The sequence below is a fragment of the Phreatobacter sp. GW821-FHT04C01 genome (assembly GCF_059420385.1).
In genome coordinates, this window is sequence record NZ_JBWKTP010000001.1 from 199301 (window position 1) to 220144 (window position 20844).

Consider the following 20844-nt stretch of genomic DNA (forward strand, 5'->3'; position numbering starts at 1 on the left):
TCAGCTCGTGCCGTAGCGATGCAGATGCGCGCCATTGGCACGCAGCCAGGCCTTGGCCGCCTCGAGCCCCGGGCAGAGATCCCTGACGATGCGCCAGAAGCGGGCCGAATGGTTCATCTCGCGCAGATGCGCCACCTCATGCGCCGCCAGGTAGTCGAGCACGAAGGGCGGCGCGAGGATCAGCCGCCAGGAATAGTTGATCGCGCCGGTCGACGAGCATGAGCCCCAGCGGCTCGACTGGTCGCGCATGGTGATGCGCGTCACCTTGACCCCGAGCGCATCGGCATGACGGCGGGTGGCCGCCTCCAGGTCCTTCTTCGCCTCGCGCTTGAGATAGTCCTGCACCCGGCGCGCCACGAAGGCCTCGTCGCCGGCGACATGGATCTCGCCGTTCTCGACCCAGACCGTGCCGCGCCGGTCGGTGCGATGCACCACCTCATGGGCGACGCCCCGGAGCGGCAGGACGGCGCCGGGCGTGAAGTCGAGCGCGTCGGGAATGCGGTTGAGACGGGCGGCGATCCAGCCGCCATGGCGTTCGGCAAAAGCCGAGGCATCGGCGAAGCGGGCGCGCGGCGGCATGGTCAGCACGGCGTCGCGGCTCGCCGCACGCACCCTGAGCGTGAAGCGGCGCGCCTGTGCCATGCGTCGCACCGCGACCCGATAGGCGACCCCCTCGTGATGGACGGTGATCGTCTCGGGATCGGGCTCGCGCTGGAACAGGCGGCGGATGATCGACATGGCCGGGAGATTAGCTGAGTCGGTGGGCCGAACGCCACATGGGACGGCTCGCGCCGACGGCCGGCCGGGACACATTCAGCGGGTCCGCGGCATCAGGTTCGCCGCGGCCCGGGCGCCGTCCGATCAATCCTTCTTGGCCGAATGGACCGCGCCCGAGGCCGTGCGGCCGCCGCGGATGATCTTGAGCGCGCCGGGTTTGGCCACCGGCGTCGCATTTTGCACGGGCTCGGCGGCCTTGGCCTTCCGATAGGCATGGGTGCGCATGAAATCCATCACCCGCGGCGCGATCTCGGCACGGAACCGCGAGCCGTTGAACACGCCGTAATGGCCGACCGCCGGCTGCAGGTAGTGAACCCGCATGTCCTCGGGGATCGAGGTCGCGAGCCCATGGGCGGCGAGCGTCTGGCCGCCGCCGGTAATATCGTCGTTTTCGCCTTCGACCGTCATCAAGGCGACCCGCTTGATCGCCTTGGGATCGACCGGCTGGTCGCGATGCATCATGATGCCGCGCGGCAGGTGATGCTCGACGAACACCCGCTCGATCGTCTGCATGTAGAATTCGGCGGTCAGGTCCATGACCGACAGATATTCGTCGTAGAACTCGCGATGCTTCTGGGCGCCGTCGCCGTCGCCCTTGACCAGGTTGCGGAACAGATCGCGATGGGCATCGACATGCCGGTCGAGATTCATCGTCATGAAGCCGGTCAGCTGCAGGAAGCCCGGATAGACCGGCCGCATCATGCCGGCATGGGGAAACGGCACCGTGGTGATGACATTGCGCCGGAACCAGTCGGTGCCGCGCTCATGGGCGAGCTTGTTGACCGCGGTCGGATTGGAGCGGGTATCGATCGGTCCGCCCATCAAGGTCAGTGTCGTCGGCACATAGGGGTCTTCCTCGGCCTCCATGCGCGCGACCGCCATGAACACCGGCACGGCCGGCTGGCAGACGCCGATCACATGGGTGTCGGGACCCAGCACATGCAGCATCGAGATGACGTAATCGACATAGTCGTCGAGATCGAACGGGCCGTCGCTCATCGGCACCATGCGGGCGTCGATCCAGTCGGTGATGAACACCTCGTGGCTCGGCAGGAACGATTCGACGGTGCCGCGCAGCAGCGTGGCGTAATGGCCCGACATCGGCGCGACGATCAGGACTTTCGGATCGGGCCGGTGGTTGCGCGGGATGGCGCGCTGGAAATGGATCAGATTGCAGAACGGCCGCGACCACACGACCTTCTCGGTGACCGCGACGCGCTCGCCGCCGACCAGCGCGGTCGGCAGGTTGAAGGCCGGCTTGCCATAACGGCGGGTGGTGCGCTCGAACACCTCGCAGGCCGCTGCCATCTGCTTGCCGAACGGCGTATGCGACCATGGGTTGACCGGGTTCGACAGGGCCAGCTTGGTCGCATCGGCCATGGCGCGATAAGGCGACAGCATGGCATGCGTTGCTTCGTACCAATGATAAAGCGGCACTCGATAAGCCTCCGAAAAGAGGGGCTGGGTCCCGATCGGGTTCAAGGATTGAACCGGCCGGCACGGCGCCACGATGGCGGCTTCACGCGGATTAACCCAACTTCTATTGCTGCGCTGCGGTAGTTTGTAATCTCTTTGACACAATGCAGGCAATCAGAGCACGGCTAACAAACTGTTAACTTTCGTCTGTCCGGGTTTATACGGATAATTCGTTCTCCGGATCACCGCGTCGGCAAAATCTCATTCTCCGCCGGACAGAAGCGAGCCGGCGGCCCTGGCCTGGTTCAAGAGGAAAACGAAGGCCCAGGCGGCAGCAGCGGCCCAGAGGACGTTGAGCAGCGCGGCGGCGGCGAGATAGTCGAGCCTGAGGATGCCGTCGGCGAGCACGCCGCGCATGCCCTCGAAGACATAGGTCGGCGGCAGCGCGAGCGCCACCGGCTTCAGCCACCAGGGCAGCACGGAGAGCGGATAATAGACGCAGCACAGCGGCCAGAACACGAACAGGATCGTCCAGGCCAGGCTCTCGGCGCCCAGGCCGTGGCGCAGGATGAGGCCGGCGACCAGCAGCGCGACGGCCCAGCCGGTGATGATCAGCAGCGCGAAAAAGGCCACGAGGCCGATGCCGAGGCGGGCCATGTCGAAGCCGAAAAAGGCCACGGCCAGGATCACCGTCGGCAACAGCCCGACCATCAGCCGGACCAGGCTCATGGCCATCAGCGCCACGACGAATTCGATCGGGCGCAGCGGGCTCATCAGGAGGTTGCCGAGATTGCGCGACCAGATCTCCTCGAGAAAGGAGATCGAAAAGCCGAGCTGGCCGCGGAACAGCACCTCCCAAAGCAACAGGCCCGAAACCAGGGCGCCGGCGGCGAACAGCGTGCCGCTCGCGGTCTTCATCGCATAGGTCTGCAGAAAGCCCCAGGTCAGAAGGTTCAGGACCGGCCAGTAGACCAGTTCGAGCAGCCGCGGCCATGACGATTGCAGGAGGTAGAGATAGCGCAGGCACATCGCACCGACGCGCGCGAAGGAAAAGCTCATTGCGCGACCCTCATTCCGCGCCCCTGACCGCCTGCATGAAGGCGGTCAGCTTGGCCCGGTCGAGATGGCCCTCGGTGCGCACGCCGGAACAGAGATCGAGCCCGAACGGCCTGACGCCGGCGATCGCTTGCCTGGCATTGCCGGCATTCAGCCCGCCGGCCAGGAAGACCGGCTTGGTGGTCTTGGCGACGAACTGGCGGCTGACCGCCCAGTCATGGGTGCGCCCGGTGCCGCCGAGCTCGCGCATGGTGCCGCCGGGTTTGCCGGAATCGAGCAGGAAGGCATGGACATAGGGTTCATAGGCCGGGATCAGGTCGAGCGCCTGCGGCCCCTCGACATGGATGACCTGGACCCGCCGCACCATCGGCAAGGCCACCGCGACGACGGCATGTTCGGCCGGGTCGATATGATCGACGATCTGGACCGTATTGGTGCCGCAGGCGCGGATATGGTCGACGATATCGAGACCACGAACCCGTGAGGTCAAGAGGAAGCTGGCGATCGGCGGCGGCAGGTCGGCGGTCACCGCACGGATCGTCGCATCGTCGACAATGCCGGGACCGGACGGCATGGCCGCAACGAAACCGAGCGCATCGGCGCCGGCGGCGATGGCCATCCGGGCCTCGGCGACCGAGGAGATGCAGCAGATCTTCACGCGCGGACGGCTGTTGGTCATATGGGTGTTCATTCGGCCGCCTCCTTGCGTCCGCGGGCCACATCGAGAAAGACCTCCTCGAGGTTCGAGCGCCCATAACGTGCGATCAGCTCGGCCGGCGAGCCTTCGTCCTCGATGCGCCCGCCCTTCAGCATGATGACCCGGTCGCACAAGCGCTCGACCTCGCCCATATTATGGGAAGCCAGCAGGATCGTCGCGCCACGGCGTGCCCGGTATTGCTCGAGATGGCCACGGATCCAGTCGGCGGTATCGGGGTCGAGGGAAGCGGTCGGCTCGTCCAGCAGCATCACTTCGGGATCGTTGATCAGCGCCTTGGCCAGCGCCACGCGGGTTTTCTGGCCGGCCGACAGCTTGCCGGTGGCGCGATCCAGGAAGTCGCCGAGATCGAGATCGGCGGCGAGCGCGGCGATCCGCTGCTTCAGCGTGCCGACACCGTAGAGCTTGCCGAATACGGTCAGGTTCTGGCGCACGGTCAGCCGGTGGGGCATGTCGACATAGGGGCTCTCGAAATTCATCCGGTGCAGCACGTCGTGCCGGCGGCGCGCCATATCGGTGCCGAGCACGCGGACCTCGCCCGAGGTCGGCAGCGTCAAGCCCATGATCATGCCGATAGTGGTGGTCTTGCCGGCGCCGTTGCCGCCCAGCAGGGCGGTGGTCGAGCCCGGCGCCAGCGCAAAGGACAGGCTGTCCACGGCCCGCACCGTGCCGTAGTCCTTGACCAGAGCCTTGGCTTCTATCGCAGGCTGTTCCATGCCCCCGTGCATCGCGCGTCGCGATCCCCAGGGCAAATCAAAATCCGTGATCGGCGCAATTCGAGACCGGCGGGATCCGGCATTGCATTGCCGCCCTGCTCTTGACCGCGCCTCGCCCGGCAAGCCAGCCTGCCGCCATGATCGTCGTCTTCGGCTCCCTCAATATCGATCTGGTCGCGCGTGTACCGGTGCTGCCGGCGGCAGGTGAAACCGTGCTCGGTCCCGACTATGCCGTGGTGCCCGGCGGCAAGGGCGCCAATCAGGCGCTGGCCGCGCGGCGCGCCGGCGCCGAAGTGGTGATGGTCGGTGCCGTCGGCCGCGACAGTTTCGCGGAAGGCGCGCTCGCCGCCCTCGCGGCGGCCGGGGTCGACGTCACGCGGGTGGCGCGGGTCGAAGCCCCGACGGGCGCTGCCTTCATCGCCGTGGACGCGGCCGGCCGCAACCAGATCGTCGTCGCGGCCGGCGCCAATGCCCACGCATCGGCGGCCTCGCTCGACGGCCTGCCGGCCGGCTCGGGCGACATCATGATGCTGCAATGGGAAGTGCCGGAGGCCGAGATCCTCGCGGCCGCCCGCTGGGCCAGGGCGCGCGGGCTCAAGGTGCTGCTCAACCGGGCGCCGGCGGGGCCCGTGCCGCCGGCGCTGCTGGCGCTGGTCGATGTGATCATCGTCAACGAGCACGAAGTGCTGCCGCTCGCCGACACCCTGGATCTCGCCAGCCGCGACGTCGAAACCATCGCCTCCGAGATCGACCGGCGCCTGAAGGTCACCACCATCGTGACGCTCGGCGCGGCCGGCGCGGTCGCCTGGGGCGGCGGCGTGCGCTGCCCGGTGCCGGCGCTGAAGGTCGACGTCATCGACACCACGGCGGCCGGCGATGCCTTTTGCGGCGCCTTCGCGGCGGCGCTCGCCCAAGGACGCGGCCTGACCAGCGCCGTCGAATATGGCGCGGCGGCCGGATCGCTCGCCTGCACGCGTTTCGGCGCGCAGCCGAGCCTGCCCGAGCGCGCAGCCATCGAACAGGGCGCGGCCTTGCTCGCGACCCGCGATATTCCACTAGCCTCGACAGAGCCGCCCGAACCGGGCCCAGGGAGACCTTGATGATCCGCAACCGCTTGAAGCGCCGCGCGCTCGCCGGCGAAAAGCTGCTTGGCGCCTGGGTCTTTTCCGGCTCTCCGGCGATCAGCGAACTCTATGCCCTGGCCGGCTACGACATCGTGCTGATCGATACCGAACACACGCCGATCGATATCGCGGATGTGCTGGCCTGCGTGCGCGCGGTCGAGGCCGGCGGCGGCGAGGCCATGGTGCGCGTTCCGGGTCATGATCCCAGCCATTTCAAGCGCATGCTGGATGCCGGCATCCACTCCCTGATGGTGCCGATGGTCGATACGGTCGAGCAGGCCAAGGCGATCATCCATGCCTGCCTCTATCCGCCGCGTGGCCGGCGCGGCTATGCCGCTTCGGTGTCCCGCTCCGGGCTCTACGGCTTCGACCCGACCTATGCCGACACGGCGCACGAGGAAACCTTCCTGGCGCTGCAGGTGGAAAGCGCGGCCTGCGCCGCGATCGCCGGCGACATCGCCGCGCTCGGCGGCGCCGATTGCCTGTTCATCGGCGCCAATGACCTGGCCGGATCGCTCGGCAAGCTCGGCCAGCTGACCGATCCCGACGTGCTCGCCAGCATCGACCAGGCGGCGAGCGCGACCAAGGCGGCCGGCAAGGTGCTCGGCACCATCCCGATCCCCGGGCGCGACGCCTCGCAGCTGGCGGCCGAGGGTTACGGCATCGTCATCGGCGAATGCGACATGTGGACGGTCAAGGAAGGCGCGGTCGCCGATCTCGCCCGCCACCGCAAGGCCTTTCCCGGCCGCGCGCGCTGATCAGGCCAGCCGGTCGCGGATCGCCTGGACGATCGCGTCCGGATCGGCGGCGATCGACACGGTCATCGCATGCTCGTCGGCTTCCGGCGGCTCCAGGGTGGCGAACTGGCTCCGGAGCAGGCTCGGCGGCATGAAATGATCGAGGCGGGCGGCCATGCGTGTGTCGATCAGCGAGAAATCGCCGGCCAGATAGACAAAACGCAGGCGCGAGCCGGCGGCACGCAAGCGGTCGCGATAGACCCGCTTGAGGGCGGAGCAAGCGATGACCACGTGGCCGCCGGTCTGCTCCAGCCCGGCCACATGGCTGGCGATGGCGTCGAGCCAGGGCCAGCGGTCGGCATCGGTGAGCGGCGCGCCCGAACGCATCTTCTCGACATTGGCCGGCGGATGGAACGCATCGCCGTCGCGGAAATCCCAGCCGAGCACGCCGGCGAGACGGGCCCCGACCGTCGACTTGCCGCTGCCCGACACACCCATGACGATGATGGCCGTCGGCAGGCCGGCCTGATCCTTGTTGGCGTCGATCGGAGCGTTCATGCCGGTTTCTTCGGCTCCTGGTGGCCACCGAAACCCTTTCGCATGGCCGAGAGGACCTTTTCCGCGAAGGTGTGGTCCTGGCGCGACCGAAACCGGGTGTAGAGCGCCGACGTCAGCACCTCCGCCGGCGTCGCCTGCTCGATGGCCGCCTCGACGGTCCAGCGGCCTTCGCCGGAATCGTCGACATGGCCGGAGAAGCCCTCGAGCGCACCGTCCTCGGCCAGAGCCTCGGCGGTCAGGTCCAGGAGCCAGGAGGTGACGACGCTGCCGCGCCGCCAGACCTCGGCGACGTCGGCGAGATCGAGATCGAGACGCTGCTCGGCCGGAAGCCTCGCCGAGCCAGCATTCTTCAGGATGTCGAAGCCTTCGGCGAAGGCCTGCATCATGCCGTATTCGATGCCGTTATGGATCATTTTAACATAGTGGCCCGCGCCGCTCGGTCCGCAATGGAGATAACCCTGCTCGGCCGTGCCGCCGCGATCATCGCGATGGCGTGTCGCCGGGATGTCGCCGCGCCCCGGCGCCAGCGCGGCGAAGATCGGGTCGAGCCGCGTCGCCGCCGCCTTGTCGCCGCCGATCATCAGGCAATAGCCGCGCTCGAGGCCCCAGACGCCGCCCGATGTGCCGATATCGAGATAGGTGAGCTGCTTTTCGGCCAGGGCCGCGGCGCGGCGGATATCGTCTTTCCAGAAGGTATTGCCGCCATCGATGATGGTGTCGCCGGGGGCGAGCAGCGCCGCCAGCTCGGCAATGGCGCCTTCGGTCACGGCGCCCGCCGGCAGCATGACCCAGACGGCGCGCGGCAGCGCCAGGGCCTGGACCAGCGCCGCCAGGCTCGCCGTGTCGACGGCCCCTTCCGCGGCCAAGGCCTGGCCCGGCCCGGGATTGGCGTCGTGAACCACGCAGGAATGCCCCGCCCGGATCAGGCGGCGGACGATATTCGCCCCCATTCGGCCAAGTCCCACCATGCCGAGCTGCATCGCCGTCTCCTCCGGTCTGCCGAGCCTTCCGTGGTGAAGCACCAAGACTGGCCGGCGATGTCAACCACATCCGCGCCGGCAACGTTGCCGGAATTGCCGCCAAAGTGTAGAGGGCGCGCGACCGTTCCAGAGATTTCGCGGAGAATCCGTCTCATGTCCCAGGCCCGCTACGACGTTGCCGGCATCGGCAACGCCATCGTCGACGTCCTCGCCCGCGTCCAGGACGACCTGCTCGCCAAGCTCGACGTGCCGAAAGGCGCGATGATGCTGATCGACGAGCCGCGCGCCGAGGCGATCTACGCGGCGATGGCGCAGACGGTGGAAATTTCCGGCGGATCGGCGGCCAATACCATTGTCGGCTGCGGCATGCTCGGTCTGAAGCCCGGCTTCATCGGCAAGGTGAAGGACGACCCGCTCGGCCGTACCTTCAGCCATGGCATTCGTGCGGCCGGCGTGCATTTTCCGACCAGCCTCGCCGCCGGCGGCCCGGCGACCGCGCGCTGCTTCATTCTGGTGACGCCCGACGGCGAGCGCACCATGAACACCTATCTCGGCGCCGCCCAGCTGCTGTCATCGGACGATGTCGACGAGGACACCATCGCCAATGCCGGCGTGACCTATCTGGAAGGCTATCTGTGGGATCCGCCGGCCGCCAAGCAGGCCTTCCTGAAGGCCGCCAAGATCGCCCACGGCGCCGGCCGCCAGGTGGCGCTGACCCTGTCGGATTCGTTCTGCGTCGACCGCTACCGTGACGAATTCGTCCAGCTCCTGCGCGACAAGGTGGTCGATATCGTGTTCGCCAACGAGAGCGAGCTGAAGTCGCTCTACCAGACCAGCGATTTCGCCACGGCGCTCGATGCCCTGCGCGCCGATGCGCGGCTCGCGGTGGTGACCCGCGGCGACGAGGGCGCCCTGGCGGCGGAAGGCAACACTCTCGTTTCCGTGCCGGCTTTTCCGGTCAGCCGGGTGGTCGACACGACGGGCGCCGGCGACCTGTTCGCGGCCGGCTTCCTGGCGGGTTTCGCCCGCGACATGGGCCACGAGGCCTCGCTCGGGCTCGGCGCGCTCTGCGCCGCCGAGATCATCAGCCATATGGGCGCCCGGCCGGAAGCCGATCTGAAATCGCTTGCCGCCGAAAACGGCTTCACCCTGTGATGGAACGGGAGCGCGTCAGCGCTCCCAGATCATCTTGCCGCCATAGGCGACCATGACCAGGCCCGCGCCGGCGCCGAGCGCGCGGCCGACGCGGCTCGGACCGCGGGCGATCGGCAGTTTGCGCAGGATCAGCGCGAAAAGCAGGTAATAGGCGGCCGAGATCGAGACCATGATGGCGACGCCGAGGAAACCGATGGCCAGCGGCTGCTCGGCGAGATGGGTCACCGCGAACAGCGACGAGACGAAAACCAGCGACTTGGGATTGCCCAGCGCCGTGACGAGCCCGGTGGCGAAAGCCTTGCGGGTGCCGAGGGCCGGCGCCCGGGCCCGGCCGGTCTCGACCGGCAGCCACAGATTGCGCCGGATCAGCTTGAAGCCCATCCAGGCGAGATAGGCACCGCCCAGCAGTTTCACCGCGATGGCGGCGGCGGGAAACAGCTCGAACAGCCAGAACAGGCCGAACAATCCGGCGAGCCCCCAGCTCAAGGTGCCGATCAGCACCGCGGCGGCAACCGCCAGCATGGAGCGCGTCGGCGAGGACAGGCCGACGGCCACGAACAGCAACGTGTTCGGGCCCGGCGTGATCACGGCGATCAGCCAGAGGCCGGCGAGAACCAAGAGCGTATCGACCGGCATCATCAACCCTGTCCCTGTAGCGCTAGCGCGCCTCGTCGGTGATGCCGTCCATGCGCACGGGCAGGCCGGCGGCCTTCATATGACGCTTCACCTGGGGCACCGTAAAGGTGCCGAAATGGAAGACCGAGGCCGCCAGAACGCCGGTGGCGCCGCCTTTCGACACGCCATCGACGAAATGGTCGAGCGCGCCGACCCCGCCCGAGGCGATCACCGGCACCGGCACGGCATCGGAGACCGCGCGGGTCAAGGCGAGGTCGAAACCGGCTTTGGTGCCGTCGCGGTCCATCGAGGTGAGCAGGATCTCGCCGGCGCCGAGCGCCACGACCTCGCGGGCGTAATCGATCGCGTCGATGCCGGTCGGCCGACGACCGCCATGGGTGAAGATCTCCCAGCGGTCGGCCTCGTCCGTCGCCGACACCTTCTTGGCATCGATCGCCACGACGATGCATTGATTGCCGAATTTGTCGGCGGCCCGGCCGACGAAGGGCCGGTCGGTGACCGCCGCCGTGTTGATCGCCACCTTATCGGCGCCGGACACCAGAAGCGCCCGGATGTCGTCGACGGTGCGGACGCCGCCGCCAACCGTCAGCGGCATGAAGCAGGCTTCCGCCGTGCGCCGGACCACGTCGAACATGGTGGCGCGATTGTCCGAGCTCGCGGTGATGTCGAGAAAGGTCAGTTCGTCGGCGCCGGCCGCGTCATAGGCCTTGGCGGCCTCGACGGGATCGCCGGCATCGATCAGGTCGACGAATTGCACGCCCTTGACGACGCGGCCGTCCTTGACGTCGAGGCAGGGGATGATGCGGACCTTGAAGCTCATGACCGCCTCGCGGCTTTCAGCGCGGCGAGTGCTTCCTGCGGATCGAGCCGGCCGTCATAAAGCGCCTTGCCGGTGATCGCACCTTCGAGCTTGGCCGCGCGCGGCGAAATCAGCGCGCGCACGTCGTCCATCGAGGCGAGGCCGCCGGACGCGACGACGGGGATGGCGACCTGATCGGCCAGCGCGATGGTGCCGTCCCAGTCGATGCCGGAGAGCATGCCGTCACGTGCGATATTGGTATAGACGATGGCCGCGACGCCCGCGTCTTCGAACCGCCGGGCGAGTTCATGGGCGTGGAGGGTCGAGGTTTCGGCCCAACCTTCGACCGCCACCCAGCCGTCACGGGCATCGATGCCGACGGCGACCTGGCCGGGGAAGGCCTTGGCGGCCGTCCGGACGAAATCGGGATCGCGCACCGCGGCCGTGCCGATGATGACGCGGGTGACGCCCTTGGCGAGCCAGCCCTCGACCGTCTTCATGTCGCGAATGCCGCCGCCGAGCTGGACCGGAAAGCGGGTCGCGGCGCGGATCGCCTCGACCGCGGCGGCATTGACCGGCTTGCCGGCAAAGGCGCCGTCGAGATCGACGACATGCAGGTAGTCGAAGCCGAGCGTCTCGAATTCGCGCGCCTGGGCGGCGGGATCGTCGGCATAGACCGTGGCCTGGGCCATGTCGCCCTGCTTCAGGCGGACGCAATGCCCGTCCTTCAGATCGATCGCGGGAAACAGTCTCACGGCCGCCACTCCAGGAAATTGCCGATCAGCGTCAGTCCGAGCTTCTGGCTCTTTTCCGGATGGAACTGGGTGCCGACCATGGTGTCGCGCGCGATCATCGCGGTGACCGGGCCGCCGTAATCAGCCTCGGCCAGCACCACGTCGCCGGCCGTCGCCGTCAGGTGATAGGAATGGACGAAATAGGCGTGCAAACCGTCCGGCCCGGTGGGAATGCCGGCCAGCACCGGGTGATCGCGTTTCACCTCGAGGGTATTCCACCCCATATGCGGGATCTTCAGATTGGCGCCGGTCGGGCGGATCAGGTCGATGTCGCCGGGCACCCAGCCGAGCCCGGCGGTGATGTCCTTTTCCAGCCCGCGCCCGGCCATCAGCTGCATGCCGACGCAAATGCCGAGAAACGGCCGGCCGCGGCCACGCACCGCTTCGGTCATGGCCTCGACCATGCCGGGCACGCCGACCAGCCCCTTCTTGCAGTCGGCAAAGGCGCCGACGCCCGGCAGCACGATGCGGTCGGCCTTGCGCACCTGGTCCGGATCGGCGGTGACCAGCACCGGCACGTTCAGGCCGCGCTCGCGCGCCATCCGTTCGAAGGCCTTCTGCGCCGAATGCAGATTGCCCGAACCGTAGTCGACAATGGCAACGCTCATCTGGCGCCCCTGGGCCGGCTTTCGGCCTCCGGGAACAGTCCGACCACGTGCTGGCCGGCCGGCGGGCTCGGCGCCGGATAGACCGAGGGCGGACCGCCGAGCGTGGATGGCAGCGGGGCGAGCGCCGAGGCGCGCTCGGAGAAATAGCGCCGCTCGGCATCGTCCCGCGTCGGCGCAACGACGACGCCTTCCTCACGGAAGCCACGGCGGCCGAGCGTCCAGCGCCTCAGGTTGGTCGCCTCCAGGCCGATCAGCAGGTTGAAGACGAAGCCGATGCCCAGTCGCACCGGCGCGGAAAACCCGGCGGCCAGCAGCGCGGCGATCAGCAGCCCGACCAGGACGACATAGGCCAGTGTCACCAGCCACATGCGGTGCCACAGGAAATAGGCCCAGGGAGCCACGAAGGCGACGACCGAAAAACTGTCCGGCACGAAGCGGATGGCGCCGTCGGGATCACGCCCGGCCTGTTCGGGCGCGGAATGGACGGTAAAGCTCTTCAGGCCGGCCATCACAGCACGCCCTTGGTCGAGGGCACCTCGTGAGCGCGGCGCGGATCGATGGCGAAAGCGGCACGCAGGGCGCGCGCCAGCCCCTTGAAGCAGCTCTCGGCAATGTGGTGGGCATTGTCGCCGTAAAGCGTCTCGACATGCAGCGTGATGCCGGAATTCATGGCGAAGGCCTGGAAGAACTCACGCACCAGCTCGGTATCGAAGGTGCCGATCTTGTCGCGCGGAAAGCTGGTGCGGAACACCAGGAAAGGCCGGCCGGAGATATCGAGCACGACGCGGCTCAACGTTTCGTCCATGGCCAGGTGGACATCGGCGTAGCGGGTAATGCCCTTCATGTCGCCGAGCGCCTTGCGCACCGCCTGGCCGAGCGCGATGCCGACATCCTCGACCGTGTGATGGTCGTCGATATGCAGGTCGCCCTTGGCCTTGACGGTCAGGTCGATCATGCCGTGACGGGCGATCTGATCGAGCATGTGGTCGAAGAAGCCGACACCGGTCGCGACGTCGGCCGTACCGGCGCCGTCCAGGTCGACCGAGACGGAAATATCCGTCTCCTTGGTGGTGCGGGTCACCGAGGCCGTGCGCATAGCGATCTCCAAGCGGATTGCCGGGTCTTCTATCAGCGGGCGGCCCGCGTGAAAACCCAAACACTCCCGGATGGTTGTCGGACGCGCTAGGATGGCGCGTGGCGCCGGAGCCTTGTCCCATGAGGGAGGACCGAACATGACCCGCGACGAAACGCTGGCTCTCGCGCTCAGCCTGCCGGAAACCTCGTCGGCGCCGCATTTCGAGCGGACCGCGGTGAAGGTCGCCAAGGGCCGGATCTTCGCGACGCTCGCGCCCGACGGCGCGAGCCTGAACGTCAAGCTGACGCCGGACCAGCAGCCGGTCTATGTCGACAGCGCCCCGGAGGTGTTTTCGGCCATTCCCAACGCCTGGGGCCGGCAAGGCTGGACCAGCATCGACCTGACGCGGGCCGATCGCGACACGGTGGCGGCGGCGCTGACCGCCGGCTGGCGCAACGCCGCGCCGAAGCAGCTCCTGTCGCTGCATGTCAGGGCCGGCTAGCGGCGTGGCTTGCGTCGCGGCACATTCGGCCTAAATGACGGGCTTGCCTCGGAGTTCCCATGACGACCAATGACAATGCCTTTCCCGGCTGGCACGCCACCACCATCTGTTCGGTCCGCAAGGACGGCAAGGTGGTGATCGGCGGCGACGGCCAGGTGAGCCTCGGCCAGACCGTGATCAAAGCCAATGCCAGGAAGGTGCGCCGGCTCGCCAAGGGCGATGTCATCGCCGGCTTTGCCGGCGCGACCGCCGATGCCTTCACGCTGTTCGAAAGGCTGGAGGCCAAGCTCGAGCAATATCCGGGGCAATTGACGCGCGCCGCGGTCGAACTCGCCAAGGACTGGCGCACCGACCGCTATCTGCGGCGCCTGGAAGCGATGATGATCGTCGCCGACAAGGACGTCTCGCTGATCCTCACCGGCACCGGCGACGTGCTGGAACCGGAGGGCGGCGTGATGGCCATCGGCTCCGGCGGCAATTATGCTCTGTCGGCGGCGCGCGCGCTGGCCGATACCGACCTGGACGCGGAAGCGATCGTGCGCAAGGCGATGAAGATCGCCGCCGAGATCTGCGTCTATACCAACGACAATGTGGTGATCGAGACCATCGGATGACCGATTTTTCCCCCCGCGAGATCGTTTCCGAACTCGATCGTCACATCATCGGCCAGAACGACGCCAAGCGCGCGGTGGCGATCGCGCTGCGCAACCGCTGGCGCCGGCTGCAGCTCGACGAGACGCTGCGTGAAGAGGTCCTGCCGAAGAACATCCTGATGATCGGACCGACCGGCGTCGGCAAGACCGAGATCTCGCGCCGGCTCGCCCGGCTCGCCAATGCGCCTTTCCTGAAGGTCGAGGCGACCAAGTTCACCGAGGTCGGCTATGTCGGCCGCGACGTCGAGCAGATCATCCGCGACCTCGTCGAGGTCGGCATTTCCATCGTGCGCGAAACCAAGCGCAAGGAGGTGCAGGCCAAGGCCCATGTCGCCGCCGAGGAACGGGTGCTCGACGCGCTGGTCGGCGCGACCGCGTCGCCGGCGACCCGTGACAGCTTCCGCAAGAAGCTGCGCGACGGCGAGATGGACGACAAGGAAATCGACATCGAGGTGTCGGCCACCCCGTCCAACCTGCCGATGATGGACATTCCCGGCATGCCCGGTGGCCAGATCGGCATCGCCAACCTCTCGGACATGCTCGGCAAGATGATGGGCGGCAAGACCAAGCAGCGCCGCACCACCGTCAAGGAAGCCTATCAGCCGCTGGTCCAGGAAGAGGCCGACAAGCTGGTCGACCAGGACACGCTGGTGCAGGACGCCATCAAGGTGGTCGAGAACAACGGCATCGTGTTCATCGACGAGATCGACAAGATCTGCGCCCGCGACGGCGCCCGGGTCGGCGGCGACGTGTCGCGCGAGGGCGTGCAGCGCGACCTGCTGCCGCTGATCGAAGGCACGACGGTGTCGACCAAGCACGGGCCGGTGAAATCCGACCACATCCTGTTCATCGCATCCGGCGCCTTCCATGTCGCCAAGCCCTCCGATCTGCTGCCGGAATTGCAGGGCCGCCTGCCGATCCGGGTCGAGCTCAGCGCACTGACCCGCGAGGACCTGCGCCGGATCCTGACCGAGACCGAGGCGAGCCTGATCAAGCAGTCGATCGCCATGATGGGCACCGAAGGCATCACCCTGGTGATGACGGACGATGCCATCGACGCCATCGCCGATCTCGCCGTCGGGGTGAATGCCTCGGTGGAGAATATCGGGGCGCGGCGGTTGCAGACCATCATGGAGCGGGTGCTCGACGACATCTCGTTCAGCGCGCCCGACCGCTCGGGCGAAACCGTCACCATCGACGGCGCCTATGTGATGAAGACGGTGGGCGATCTCGCCAAGAATTCCGATCTCAGCCGGTTCATTCTGTAAACTGACGGCCTTGGAGGCGATGTGAGAGCTCGTTCCAGCGAGGTTTCACGTCGTCTTGGCCGGGCTCGTCCCGGCCATCCACCACCTGTTCTGCTTTGAATGCGTGGGTCCCCGGGCCAAACCCGGGAATGACGGGTGGCGGCAAACCGCGCGAATGGCGGTCTCAAACGGTCTCTTCGACGCGGCGAGACGATCGCCGCGGCCGGCAATGGCCCGTCAACCGAACATTTCCGGGCGATATTCGAAATGCATGGTGTCGAAATGATACCATTTGCCGCCCCAGATGAAGTCGGCCGCCTCGAAAATCTCGACGATCTCGAAGGGGATGCGGTTGCGATAGGCGATGGCGCCGCGCCGGCTCGCCCAGGCCCAATAGTCGGAATGGGCGACGTTGATGTCGATGGCGGCGCCATAGCCATGCATGCTGGCGACGCCGGTATCGGCCACGGCCCGGCAGTTATAGGTGCCGGCGGAAGGCACCAGGAAAGCCTTCAGCCGGTCCGGCAAGCGGTCGAGCTCGGCGACGATGGCCTCCATGCGGGTCGCCACGCCGTTGACCCCGGTCAGCTGAACCATCTGCCGCGTGGTCTTCGGCAGCCAGGCGACCGGCCGCATGCGCGGGGTCACGGCCCCCTTGGTGCAATCGCCGTACATCTTGACGAAAAAGGCGGTGTTGCGCAGGCGCCCGGGGCTCTGGTCGCGCGCCGGCGCACCGGCGGGCGGGCCGCGCTCATAGGTCTGGCGCAGCTGGTCGGCAATGGTCGCCGAGCGCAGCATCTCCTCGAAGCCGCGCGGCGGACGATCCGCGCCGATGGCCATCCTGGCGCCGTCGCGCCAGACCAGCATGCCCTCGGTGACCTCAGCCAGATGATCGGGATAGCTTGCCACCAGCTTGCCGAGCCGCCCCTCGGGCAAGGCCGCGCGGGCGGCACCGGCCATCGGCAGCGTCACAATGCCGGCCAGCAGCGCCCGGCGATCGAGCGGAACCATCGCCGCTCAGTCCGTGCAGCCCATATAGCGCTCGACCCGGGTGACCTCGGCGATGACGCGCCGCTGGTTCTGCGACAGCGGCACATCGGCCTGGCGGTCATACATGCAGCCGCCATTGCCGAAATAGGAGATCGCCCGCGGTGTCCTGAAGCAGAAGCCGGCATCCTTGTAGATCCGGTTGCGCTCGACCCAGAGGTCGCGGCACGACCAGCCGCGATAATCCTGCGCCATGGCGCCGCCGGCCGAGCCGGCCAGGATCGCCGCCACGACAATGATCCGGCCCATTTTCGGCTTCATCCGCGCCTCCCTCTGGCAAACCGACGGCGGCGCACGGCGCCGCCAACGGCCCCACCTTAGCGCAAGGCGCGCGCGTCCGGCAGCTGCGGACAGAGTTGCGTCAGGCGCTCAGCGGGCGGCGTGGGTCGCGCGCGACAGATGCGCTGCGCCAGGCCCGATGGCGGGGCGGCCGATGCCGCGGGTGACGTCGCCGGCGGTGATGAAGGTCGCGATCGCCTGGGTGCGCCGCTCGACGCCGAGCTTGCGCAGGATCGAGGAGACATGGGATTTCACCGTTCCCTCGGAAATCCCGAGATCATAGGCGATCTGCTTGTTGAGCCGGCCGCGGCTCATCAGGTCGAGCACCTTGAACTGCTGGCCTGACAGGGCATCGAGCCGGCGCGAGGCCGGCGCCTGGCCTTCCGGATCGACATTGATCACCACCGGCCACCAGTTGCGGCCGGCGAGCACGGCGCCGAGCGCGGCGCGCAAATGATCGGCCGGCAGGTCGAGCGGCAAGGCGGCAATCGCGCCGCGGCCGCGAGCGTCCTGAACCGGGCGGCGGTCGGCATGGTCGATCAGCACCGCGACCCGGGTCCCCGGCGTCAATTCGAGATTATCGAGGGCCTCGAGCGTGGTGATGACCAGCTCGGCCTTGGCGTAGTCGACGGCGCTGGCGCCGGGCTGATTGGCGCGGACCAGGGCATCGAGCGTTTCGGCGACGATGGGGAAAGGATGATGCACCGCGAAAGTAAGCGTGTCGCGAGGCGCGGACTGAGCGAGGTTCGTCATGTGAAATCCCTCGTGTCGGATTGGCTGTCATCACGTGAGACAAAGGCTAGCACCGGCCCTCGCGCCATCAAAATGCGAAAGATCATGCTGCAAAATTGCAAAAATTTTGCATTTCTATCCTTCGGCCAATATGCTTCGATCTAGGCCGAACGGATCGGCGGCAAAATGATCCAGGAGGCGCGCCATGTCCCGCAAGGTTTTCGTCGGTCCGGCGCTGCGTCGCCTGCGGGAGGGCACGCGCCTGACCCAGACGGCTTTCGCCCAGCGCCTCGGCCTTTCCGTGAGCTATCTCAACCAGATCGAGAACAACCAGCGGCCGGTGACGGCCGGTGTCCTGGTGGCGCTCGGCCAGACCTTCGGGGTCGATCTCGCAACCTTCGCGGTCGACGACACCGACCGCCTGGTCACCGACCTGCGCGAGGCGGCGGCCGATCCGATGCTGGCCGAGGGCGCCCCGGGCCTGCAGGATCTCAAACGGGTCGCCTCCGACAGTCCGGCTTTCGCCCGGGCCTTCCTGCGCATGCATCAGACCGCGAGGCGCCTGCGCGAGCGGCTGCAGGCCGCCGGCGACGCGCCGCTTTTGCCGCCGTCAGGTGAAGAAGGCGAGGCGGCCTTGCTGCCCTATGAGGAGGTGCGCGACTATTTCCACTATGTCGACAATTATGTCGACGATCTCGACCGGGCCGCCGAGGACCTGGCCGAGCGGCTCGGGCTGGCGGCGGCGAGCGACCGGCTGCAGGTGCTGACCGGCTATCTCGCCAGCCGCCACGGCGTCACCGTCGATGCGACGGCCAATCTCGGCGACGACCTGATGGAGCGCTACGAGGCCGGCCCCAGGCTGGTGGTGCTCGACGGCGCGCTCGATGCGGCCACCCGCACCTTTCTGCTCGCCAACCGCATCGCCAGGCTCGAGCAGGCCGACACGCTGGCGGCCCTGGCCGAAGGCGGCCGGTTCCGCTCGCGCGCCGCCGGCGACATCGCGCGCGTGGCGCTCGCCAATTATTTCGCCGGTGCACTGATGCTGCCCTATCGCCGCTTCCTGGCCGCGGCCAAGGAGACCCGTCACGACGTCGACCTGCTCGGCCGCATTTTCGGCGCCAGCCTGGAACAGGTCTGCCACCGGCTCTCGACCCTGCAGCGGCCCGGCCAGAAGGGCATTCCCTTCTATTTCCTGAAGGTCGATCGCGCCGGCAATGTCATCAAGCGGCATTCCGCGACGCGTTTCCAGTTCGCCCGTTTTGGCGGCGCCTGCCCGCTGTGGAATGTTCACGAGGCCTTCGAACAGACCGGCCGGACATTCGTGCAGGTGGCGGAAATGCCCGACGGCGTGCGCTACCTGTCGCTGGCGCGGGCGGTGACCAAGGGCGCGGCGCATTGGCGCGCGCCGGTCCGGCGTTATGCCTTCGGGCTCGGCTGCGAGGTCTCCTATGCCGGCGACATCATCTATTCCGAGGGCATCGACCTGAAGGCCGAGGCCAATGTCGCCAAGATCGGCGTGTCCTGCCGCATCTGTGAGCGCACCGCCTGCCACCAGCGCGCGGTGCCGCCGGTCGATCGCGAGATCCGCGTGCCCTCCGACAGCCGCAAGGTCGTGCCGTTCGACCTGAGCTAACCGGCCGGGCGCGACAAGGTGCGCGCCACGGCGTCGCGCCAGCGCACCAGCTTGGCACCCCGCGTCGCCTCGTCCATCACCGGCTCGAAGCGCCGTTCCAACCGCCAGCGGCCGGCAAATTGTTCAGGCTCGGGATAGACGCCGCGCGAGAGGCCGGCGAGATAGGCCGCCCCCAGCGCCGTCGTCTCCAGCACCTCGGGCCGGTCGACCGGCGCATCGAGCAGATCGGCGAGCCGCTGCATGGTCCAGTCCGAGGCGACCATGCCGCCGTCGACGCGCAGCACGGTGCCGGCGCTGCCGGCGCCCGGCCAGTCGGCCCGCATGGCCTGCAGCAGGTCGGCGGTCTGGAAACAGACACTCTCGAGCGCCGCCTGGGCCATTTCGCGCGGACCGGTGCCGCGGGTCAGGCCGAAGATGGCGCCGCGGCATTCGGCGTCCCAATAGGGCGCGCCGAGCCCGACAAAGGCCGGCACCAGGACCACGTCCTGCTGCGGGTCGGCGGCCTCCGCGAGCGCGCCGGTCTCGCCCGCCGTCTTGATGATGCCGAGACCGTCGCGCAGCCATTGCACCGCGGCACCGGCGACGAAGATCGAACCTTCGAGCGCATAGGTCCGCTTGCCGTCCAGCTGATAGGCAATGGTGGTGAGCAGCCGCGAGCGCGACGCCACGGCTTCGGGGCCGGTGTTCAAAAGGGCGAAACAGCCGGTGCCATAGGTGGATTTCATCATGCCCGGCGCAAAACAGGCCTGGCCGACGGTTGCCGCCTGCTGATCGCCGGCAATGCCGCCAATGGCGATCGGCCCGCCGAACAGGGCAGGATCGGTGAGGCCATAGTCGCTCGCGCAGTCCCTGACCTCGGGCATCAGCGCGCGCGGCACCCTGAGCAAATGCAGCAGGTCCGGATTCCAGTCGCCCTGATGAATGTCGAACAGCATGGTGCGCGAGGCATTGGTTGCATCCGTCGCGTGGACCCTGCCGCCGGTCAGCCGCCAGAGCAGGAAGCTGTCGATGGTGCCGAAGGCGAGTTCTCCGCGCTCGGCGCGTTCACGTGCGCCTTCGACATGATCGAGCAGCCAGGCGACCTTGGTACCCGAGAAATAGGGGTCGAGCAGCAGGCCCGAGCGCGCCGCGATCAAGGGTTCATGACCCTCGGCTTTGAGCCTGGCGCATTCGGCGGCGGTGCGCCGGTCCTGCCAGACGATCGCCCGGTGGATCGGCCGGCCGGTGGCCCTGTCCCAGATGACGGTGGTCTCGCGCTGATTGGTGATGCCGAGGCCGGCAACGTCGCCTGCCGTGACGCCGGCCTTGGCCATGGCCGCCCGGGCGGTTTCCACGACCGTCGTCCAGATCTCCTCGGCATCGTGCTCGACCCAGCCCGAGGCCGGGTAGTGCTGGGCGAATTCCCGCTGCGACACGGCGCGGATCGACAGGTCCGGGCCGAACACGATGGCCCGCGAGGATGTGGTTCCCTGGTCGATGGCAATGACGACCGGCGCCATGGATTTCTCCTTCCCCAATGCCCCGCTTGCCGCGGGCGGCCGCCATCCTCGCACCGGAACCCCTTGCGGCGGAAGGCGAAAGACGTCAGACGAACATCAAACTGTT

General features: G+C 67.7%; 24 protein-coding genes. 7 read left to right on the forward strand and 17 right to left on the reverse strand.

The annotated features are described in order from the left end of the window. From AC07WJ_RS00965 to AC07WJ_RS00985, 5 genes are all read right to left on the reverse strand, one after another. Positions 1-738 carry a M48 family metallopeptidase gene (locus tag AC07WJ_RS00965; protein ID WP_494932657.1) on the reverse strand — a complete coding sequence of 246 codons (738 nt, stop codon included), beginning with the start codon at positions 736-738 and terminating at the stop codon, positions 1-3. A 123-nt stretch (positions 739-861) separates the two neighbouring features. Continuing rightward, positions 862-2214, reverse strand: a complete 1353-nt coding sequence (locus AC07WJ_RS00970; RefSeq protein WP_494932658.1) for a polyhydroxyalkanoate depolymerase — start codon at positions 2212-2214, stop codon at positions 862-864. Between the two features lie 240 nt (positions 2215-2454). Continuing rightward, on the reverse strand, positions 2455-3252 hold the full coding sequence (locus AC07WJ_RS00975; RefSeq protein ID WP_494932659.1) for an ABC transporter permease: 798 nt from the start codon (positions 3250-3252) through the stop codon (positions 2455-2457). A 10-nt stretch (positions 3253-3262) separates the two neighbouring features. Beyond that, positions 3263-3940: a phosphoribosylanthranilate isomerase gene (locus AC07WJ_RS00980; RefSeq protein ID WP_494932660.1), complete on the reverse strand. Its 678-nt coding sequence runs from the start codon at positions 3938-3940 to the stop codon at positions 3263-3265. Further along, positions 3937-4680, reverse strand: a complete 744-nt coding sequence (locus tag AC07WJ_RS00985; RefSeq protein ID WP_494932661.1) for an ABC transporter ATP-binding protein — start codon at positions 4678-4680, stop codon at positions 3937-3939. Before AC07WJ_RS00985 ends, AC07WJ_RS00980 begins: the two co-directional genes overlap by 4 nt. Before the next feature lie 137 nt (positions 4681-4817). On the opposite strand from AC07WJ_RS00985, the gene AC07WJ_RS00990 reads away from it, so the two are divergent. Beyond that, positions 4818-5780 (forward strand): ribokinase, encoded by a 963-nt coding sequence (locus AC07WJ_RS00990; protein ID WP_494932662.1) that lies wholly within the window; start codon positions 4818-4820, stop codon positions 5778-5780. Further along, positions 5780-6562 (forward strand): HpcH/HpaI aldolase family protein, encoded by a 783-nt coding sequence (locus AC07WJ_RS00995; RefSeq protein WP_494932663.1) that lies wholly within the window; start codon positions 5780-5782, stop codon positions 6560-6562. Before AC07WJ_RS00990 ends, AC07WJ_RS00995 begins: the two co-directional genes overlap by 1 nt. On the opposite strand, the gene AC07WJ_RS01000 is transcribed toward AC07WJ_RS00995, so the two are convergent. Both AC07WJ_RS01000 and gnd read right to left on the reverse strand, forming a co-directional pair. After that, entirely contained in the window at positions 6563-7099 is a 537-nt protein-coding gene (locus AC07WJ_RS01000) for a gluconokinase (RefSeq protein WP_494932664.1), read from the reverse strand. Continuing rightward, complete coding sequence (gene gnd / locus AC07WJ_RS01005) at positions 7096-8079, reverse strand: phosphogluconate dehydrogenase (NAD(+)-dependent, decarboxylating) (protein ID WP_494932665.1); 984 nt, start codon at positions 8077-8079, stop codon at positions 7096-7098. The genes AC07WJ_RS01000 and gnd overlap by 4 nt, the downstream gene beginning before the upstream one ends. A 153-nt stretch (positions 8080-8232) precedes the next feature. On the opposite strand from gnd, the gene AC07WJ_RS01010 reads away from it, so the two are divergent. After that, entirely contained in the window at positions 8233-9234 is a 1002-nt protein-coding gene (locus tag AC07WJ_RS01010) for an adenosine kinase (protein WP_494932666.1), read from the forward strand. Positions 9235-9249: 15 nt separating this feature from the next. Here AC07WJ_RS01010 and AC07WJ_RS01015 read toward each other — a convergent pair whose 3' ends face one another. From AC07WJ_RS01015 to hisB, 6 genes are read right to left on the reverse strand one after another with little or no spacing between them, the layout of a single operon-like run. After that, positions 9250-9873, reverse strand: coding sequence for a LysE family translocator (locus AC07WJ_RS01015; protein ID WP_494932667.1), 624 nt, complete (start codon positions 9871-9873; stop codon positions 9250-9252). A 19-nt stretch (positions 9874-9892) separates the two neighbouring features. Beyond that, positions 9893-10690, reverse strand: coding sequence for an imidazole glycerol phosphate synthase subunit HisF (gene hisF / locus AC07WJ_RS01020; RefSeq protein WP_494932668.1), 798 nt, complete (start codon positions 10688-10690; stop codon positions 9893-9895). After that, positions 10687-11433 carry a 1-(5-phosphoribosyl)-5-[(5-phosphoribosylamino)methylideneamino]imidazole-4-carboxamide isomerase gene (gene hisA, locus AC07WJ_RS01025; RefSeq protein ID WP_494932669.1) on the reverse strand — a complete coding sequence of 249 codons (747 nt, stop codon included), beginning with the start codon at positions 11431-11433 and terminating at the stop codon, positions 10687-10689. Before hisA ends, hisF begins: the two co-directional genes overlap by 4 nt. Continuing rightward, positions 11421-12071: an imidazole glycerol phosphate synthase subunit HisH gene (gene hisH, locus AC07WJ_RS01030; protein ID WP_494932670.1), complete on the reverse strand. Its 651-nt coding sequence runs from the start codon at positions 12069-12071 to the stop codon at positions 11421-11423. The genes hisA and hisH overlap by 13 nt, the downstream gene beginning before the upstream one ends. Continuing rightward, complete coding sequence (locus AC07WJ_RS01035; protein ID WP_494932671.1) at positions 12068-12580, reverse strand: DUF2628 domain-containing protein; 513 nt, start codon at positions 12578-12580, stop codon at positions 12068-12070. Before AC07WJ_RS01035 ends, hisH begins: the two co-directional genes overlap by 4 nt. Continuing rightward, a complete protein-coding gene (hisB, locus tag AC07WJ_RS01040; protein WP_494932672.1) occupies positions 12580-13167 on the reverse strand; it encodes an imidazoleglycerol-phosphate dehydratase HisB in 588 nt (195 codons plus the stop codon). Before hisB ends, AC07WJ_RS01035 begins: the two co-directional genes overlap by 1 nt. A gap of 136 nt (positions 13168-13303) precedes the next feature. On the opposite strand from hisB, the gene AC07WJ_RS01045 reads away from it, so the two are divergent. Genes AC07WJ_RS01045 through hslU form a run of 3 tightly spaced genes read left to right on the forward strand, consistent with a single transcriptional unit; the run spans position 13304 to position 15569 of the window. Further along, the gene (locus AC07WJ_RS01045) at positions 13304-13648 is read left to right on the forward strand and encodes an MmcQ/YjbR family DNA-binding protein (protein ID WP_494932673.1); all 345 of its coding nucleotides are present in this window, start codon (positions 13304-13306) and stop codon (positions 13646-13648) included. A gap of 59 nt (positions 13649-13707) precedes the next feature. Continuing rightward, positions 13708-14262, forward strand: a complete 555-nt coding sequence (hslV, locus tag AC07WJ_RS01050; RefSeq protein WP_494932674.1) for an ATP-dependent protease subunit HslV — start codon at positions 13708-13710, stop codon at positions 14260-14262. Then, positions 14259-15569, forward strand: a complete 1311-nt coding sequence (hslU, locus tag AC07WJ_RS01055; RefSeq protein WP_494932675.1) for an ATP-dependent protease ATPase subunit HslU — start codon at positions 14259-14261, stop codon at positions 15567-15569. Before hslV ends, hslU begins: the two co-directional genes overlap by 4 nt. Before the next feature lie 216 nt (positions 15570-15785). On the opposite strand, the gene AC07WJ_RS01060 is transcribed toward hslU, so the two are convergent. The 3 genes from AC07WJ_RS01060 to AC07WJ_RS01070 all read right to left on the reverse strand — a co-directional run bounded on the left by AC07WJ_RS01060 (position 15786) and on the right by AC07WJ_RS01070 (position 17627). After that, positions 15786-16559 carry a M15 family metallopeptidase gene (locus AC07WJ_RS01060; RefSeq protein WP_494932676.1) on the reverse strand — a complete coding sequence of 258 codons (774 nt, stop codon included), beginning with the start codon at positions 16557-16559 and terminating at the stop codon, positions 15786-15788. A 6-nt stretch (positions 16560-16565) separates the two neighbouring features. Next, a complete protein-coding gene (locus AC07WJ_RS01065) occupies positions 16566-16856 on the reverse strand; it encodes a YARHG domain-containing protein (protein WP_494932677.1) in 291 nt (96 codons plus the stop codon). 108 nt (positions 16857-16964) lie between these two features. Further along, positions 16965-17627 (reverse strand): response regulator transcription factor, encoded by a 663-nt coding sequence (locus AC07WJ_RS01070; protein WP_494932678.1) that lies wholly within the window; start codon positions 17625-17627, stop codon positions 16965-16967. A 184-nt stretch (positions 17628-17811) separates the two neighbouring features. Between AC07WJ_RS01070 and AC07WJ_RS01075 the strand changes: the two genes are divergently transcribed. After that, positions 17812-19239, forward strand: a complete 1428-nt coding sequence (locus tag AC07WJ_RS01075; RefSeq protein ID WP_494932679.1) for a helix-turn-helix domain-containing protein — start codon at positions 17812-17814, stop codon at positions 19237-19239. Here the strand turns inward: AC07WJ_RS01075 and glpK are convergent. Next, positions 19236-20738: a glycerol kinase GlpK gene (glpK, locus tag AC07WJ_RS01080; protein ID WP_494932680.1), complete on the reverse strand. Its 1503-nt coding sequence runs from the start codon at positions 20736-20738 to the stop codon at positions 19236-19238. The two genes, AC07WJ_RS01075 and glpK, sit on opposite strands and share 4 nt — an antisense overlap. Positions 20739-20844: the final 106 nt, after the last annotated feature.

Coding starts and splice junctions, on each gene's coding strand:
- AC07WJ_RS00965 (WP_494932657.1), bottom strand. CDS start 738: ATGTCGATCATCCGCCGCCTGTTCCAGCGCGAGCCCGATCCCGAGACG.
- AC07WJ_RS00975 (WP_494932659.1), bottom strand. CDS start 3,252: ATGAGCTTTTCCTTCGCGCGCGTCGGTGCGATGTGCCTGCGCTATCTC.
- AC07WJ_RS00980 (WP_494932660.1), bottom strand. CDS start 3,940: ATGAACACCCATATGACCAACAGCCGTCCGCGCGTGAAGATCTGCTGC.
- AC07WJ_RS00985 (WP_494932661.1), bottom strand. CDS start 4,680: ATGGAACAGCCTGCGATAGAAGCCAAGGCTCTGGTCAAGGACTACGGC.
- AC07WJ_RS00990 (WP_494932662.1), top strand. CDS start 4,818: ATGATCGTCGTCTTCGGCTCCCTCAATATCGATCTGGTCGCGCGTGTA.
- AC07WJ_RS00995 (WP_494932663.1), top strand. CDS start 5,780: ATGATCCGCAACCGCTTGAAGCGCCGCGCGCTCGCCGGCGAAAAGCTG.
- AC07WJ_RS01000 (WP_494932664.1), bottom strand. CDS start 7,099: ATGAACGCTCCGATCGACGCCAACAAGGATCAGGCCGGCCTGCCGACG.
- gnd (WP_494932665.1), bottom strand. CDS start 8,079: ATGCAGCTCGGCATGGTGGGACTTGGCCGAATGGGGGCGAATATCGTC.
- AC07WJ_RS01010 (WP_494932666.1), top strand. CDS start 8,233: ATGTCCCAGGCCCGCTACGACGTTGCCGGCATCGGCAACGCCATCGTC.
- AC07WJ_RS01015 (WP_494932667.1), bottom strand. CDS start 9,873: ATGATGCCGGTCGATACGCTCTTGGTTCTCGCCGGCCTCTGGCTGATC.
- hisF (WP_494932668.1), bottom strand. CDS start 10,690: ATGAGCTTCAAGGTCCGCATCATCCCCTGCCTCGACGTCAAGGACGGC.
- hisH (WP_494932670.1), bottom strand. CDS start 12,071: ATGAGCGTTGCCATTGTCGACTACGGTTCGGGCAATCTGCATTCGGCG.
- AC07WJ_RS01035 (WP_494932671.1), bottom strand. CDS start 12,580: ATGGCCGGCCTGAAGAGCTTTACCGTCCATTCCGCGCCCGAACAGGCC.
- hisB (WP_494932672.1), bottom strand. CDS start 13,167: ATGCGCACGGCCTCGGTGACCCGCACCACCAAGGAGACGGATATTTCC.
- AC07WJ_RS01045 (WP_494932673.1), top strand. CDS start 13,304: ATGACCCGCGACGAAACGCTGGCTCTCGCGCTCAGCCTGCCGGAAACC.
- hslV (WP_494932674.1), top strand. CDS start 13,708: ATGACGACCAATGACAATGCCTTTCCCGGCTGGCACGCCACCACCATC.
- hslU (WP_494932675.1), top strand. CDS start 14,259: ATGACCGATTTTTCCCCCCGCGAGATCGTTTCCGAACTCGATCGTCAC.
- AC07WJ_RS01060 (WP_494932676.1), bottom strand. CDS start 16,559: ATGGTTCCGCTCGATCGCCGGGCGCTGCTGGCCGGCATTGTGACGCTG.
- AC07WJ_RS01065 (WP_494932677.1), bottom strand. CDS start 16,856: ATGAAGCCGAAAATGGGCCGGATCATTGTCGTGGCGGCGATCCTGGCC.
- AC07WJ_RS01070 (WP_494932678.1), bottom strand. CDS start 17,627: ATGACGAACCTCGCTCAGTCCGCGCCTCGCGACACGCTTACTTTCGCG.
- AC07WJ_RS01075 (WP_494932679.1), top strand. CDS start 17,812: ATGTCCCGCAAGGTTTTCGTCGGTCCGGCGCTGCGTCGCCTGCGGGAG.
- glpK (WP_494932680.1), bottom strand. CDS start 20,738: ATGGCGCCGGTCGTCATTGCCATCGACCAGGGAACCACATCCTCGCGG.